This is a genomic window from Leptotrichia sp. (genome assembly GCF_057270615.1).
Map to the genome: position 1 here is coordinate 1 of NZ_DBHIXN010000101.1, position 3,096 is coordinate 3,096.

Annotated in this window: 2 protein-coding genes and 1 riboswitch; both genes read right to left on the bottom strand. The window is 30.9% G+C overall.

The annotated features are described in order from the left end of the window. Positions 1 to 1,199 (bottom strand): aspartate kinase (locus ACO409_RS10490; RefSeq protein ID WP_485557038.1); only part of this gene is annotated, 1,199 nt, incomplete at its 3' end. Positions 1,200 to 1,262: 63 nt separating this feature from the next. Then, positions 1,263 to 2,573, bottom strand: coding sequence for a diaminopimelate decarboxylase (gene lysA, locus ACO409_RS10495; RefSeq protein ID WP_485557040.1), 1,311 nt, complete (start codon positions 2,571 to 2,573; stop codon positions 1,263 to 1,265). Between the two features lie 242 nt (positions 2,574 to 2,815). Then, positions 2,816 to 2,991, bottom strand: a riboswitch (Lysine riboswitch). Positions 2,992 to 3,096: the final 105 nt, after the last annotated feature.

Below are 3,096 nucleotides of genomic sequence, written 5' to 3' on the forward strand. Positions count from 1 at the left end.
GCAAATAATTCTGCAACCTTTTTCCCCATAACTTCATCTACAACCAACGAAATGCTAATTTCTGATGTAGAAATTTGATGGAAACTTATATTATTTTCTGACAAGATTTTAAACATTTTTGAAGCTACTCCAATATTACTAATTAATCCAATTCCAACAATTGAAACTTTTGTAACATATTGGTTAATTATAAATGATGTTTTTGAAAATTCAGCTTCTATTTCTTTACCAATTTTTTCAAGTGCTGCTATATCAGTTTTTGGACAAGTAAACGCAAAACTTCCGTGATGGCTAGTTACATCATTTTGACTTATCATATCAATATTTATTCCATTTGCTTCAGCTTTTTCAAAAATCTCATATACATTTTGTGCATTTGTAGGAATTTCTTCCACGTTTACCATTAATATATTTTCATTTATCGACACTCCAGTTATTACTTTTTCTTCCATTTCTTTAATCTCCTTTATTTTTTGAATTGAAGTTATAATCGTTCCATTTTTTTCACCAAGTGATTTTCCAACATAGATTTCTACTCCATATTTCCCACCAAGTTCAACGGCTCTAGGCTCCATTACTCCAGCCCCCAAATAAGCCAATTCCATCATTTCATCATAAGAAATATATGGCAATTTTTTCGCATCGCTATACACTCTCGGATCAATTGAATAAATTCCATCAACATCTGTATAAATCTCACATTTTCCTCCCAAAGCTGCCGCAAGTGCAACTGCAGAAGTATCAGAACCTCCACGACCTAAAGTAGTTACATCTCCATCTTTATTAACTCCTTGGAATCCAGCTACAACAACGATTTTTCCTTCATTCAAGTGACCTTTTATAACATCACCATTTATATCATCTATTTTATTTTTCATATAATGCCCACTCGTTTTTATCCCCGCTTGAGCCCCTGTCAATGAAATCGCTTCATATCCCAATGTTTTCAATGCAATACTTAAAAGCGAAATTGTTTGTTGTTCTCCAGTCGACATCAATCTATCCATTTCCCTAGAATCTGGATTTTCAGTAATTTCATGAGCTAATTTAATTAATGCATCAGTTGTTTTCCCCATAGCCGAAACTACTACAACTACATCATTTCCTGAATCCTTTACACTACCTAAATATTTAGCGATATTCATAATTTTTTCAGTTGTGGCAACCGAAGTTCCACCATATTTATGTACAATAATCACAATAAATGCACCTCTATCCTTTCAATTTGTCTTTTCTTTTTATCGTTACAAAAATAAACAAAATTATAATTCAAAAATTTCATCATTTCTCAATAAATCTTCATAAGATTCTCTTCTAACAGCAACTTTTGCTTTACCATCTTTTACAAATACAACTCCTGGCGTAACCATTCTGTTGTAGTTGCTTGACATTGTATAACAGTAAGCCCCTGTCGTACCAACTGCAACTATATCCCCAATTTTAGTCGATTTTGGCAATTTACCATTTTGAATGATAATATCCCCTGACTCACACAATTTTCCAGCTAATGTAATATCTCTTGTGTCAGTATCTTCCATTTTATTAACAACACCAGCCTCATATTCAGCTTGATAAAGCGCAGTTCTTATATTATCTGACATTCCTCCATCAATAAACACATAAGTTTTTCCACCAACAGTTTCTTTAATTCCACCAACTTCATACAAAGTAGTTCCCGCATTTCCAACAATACTTCTTCCTGGCTCAATACAAAGTTCTTTAAATCCAATTTGATATTTAATTTCCATTGCTTCAGTATAAGTTATAATTTCGCTAAGCACTTCCTCAATTGGCTTAGGATCATCTCCATTTTTGTAATAAACTCCAAATCCTCCACCCATATTTACTGTGTGAACTACAATTCCTAATTCTTTTTTCAATCTATCCAAATATTTAAAAATTTCATCTAACGCAAATATAAAGAATGCAGATTGGAATATTTGCGAACCAATATGTGTATGGAACCCTTTAAATTCAATATATGGACTATCATTCAATCTTTTTACAATATCAATCAAATTTTCTTGGAAAAGTGAAATCCCAAATTTCGATGTAAGTCCTGAAGTTTTTATATAGTGATGCGTATGTGCTTCAATTCCTGGATCAATTCTCACTAAAACCGCTTGTTTCTTACCTTTTTCCTTACAAACTTTTTCAATCTTAACAATTTCATCTTCATTATCTACAACAATCGTATCAATTCCATATTCAACAGCCATTTCAATCTCATTCACCAATTTATTATTCCCATGCAAATGCACTCTTTTCATTGGAAATCCTGCCTTATGTGCCGTATACAATTCTCCACCAGAAACCACATCTAAATCCAGTCCTTTAGATTCAACCAATTTAATCATCCCAGTTGTCAAAAACGCTTTCCCTGCATAAGCTATTCTTGTTTTAAATCTTGATGATTGAAAAGCCTCTTTCATTTTATCAACAGTCGTTTCAATCAATTCCTGATCCATTACATAAAGTGGCGTTTTAAACTCTTTTGCCAACTCTATCGTATCAACTCCTCCTATTGATAAATTCCCTTTTTCATTAATTTTTGCCGTTCCAAATAATTTCATATTTTCACAAAATTTTTTTATTTTTATAAAACCTAAATACTAAATCCTTATAAAAAATTAAGATTCTTTATTAAATAATTAAGAAATAATATAAATAAAAAAATTCTCTTCTCCTTTCAATATTTGTATTTTTTTGGATAATAAAAAATGCTGATAACAAGCATCAGCATATAAAACATATATTTAAAAATTTTTTTATTATTTTCATTTCAAACTAAAAACTTAAAAAATTTATATGAATTATATCTGACAGCTCCCCATTATCCCTTGATAATGACAGTCCTATGGATATTATCCACAGCCCCAGCAATAAAGATAGTCAATCCCTATGCTTCGGCAGTTATTCCTTTCAACTTATTTCACAGAATCGACTTTTCTCCGTAAATTTACTTTTAATAACTGCACCTCTATCATATAACTTATATTATTATAACTAATTTTTTTCGATTTGTAAAGTATTTTTCAAAATTTGACAGAGTAAAAAATATAGGGGCAGCCAAAATAACACAATAAAATATTTTGG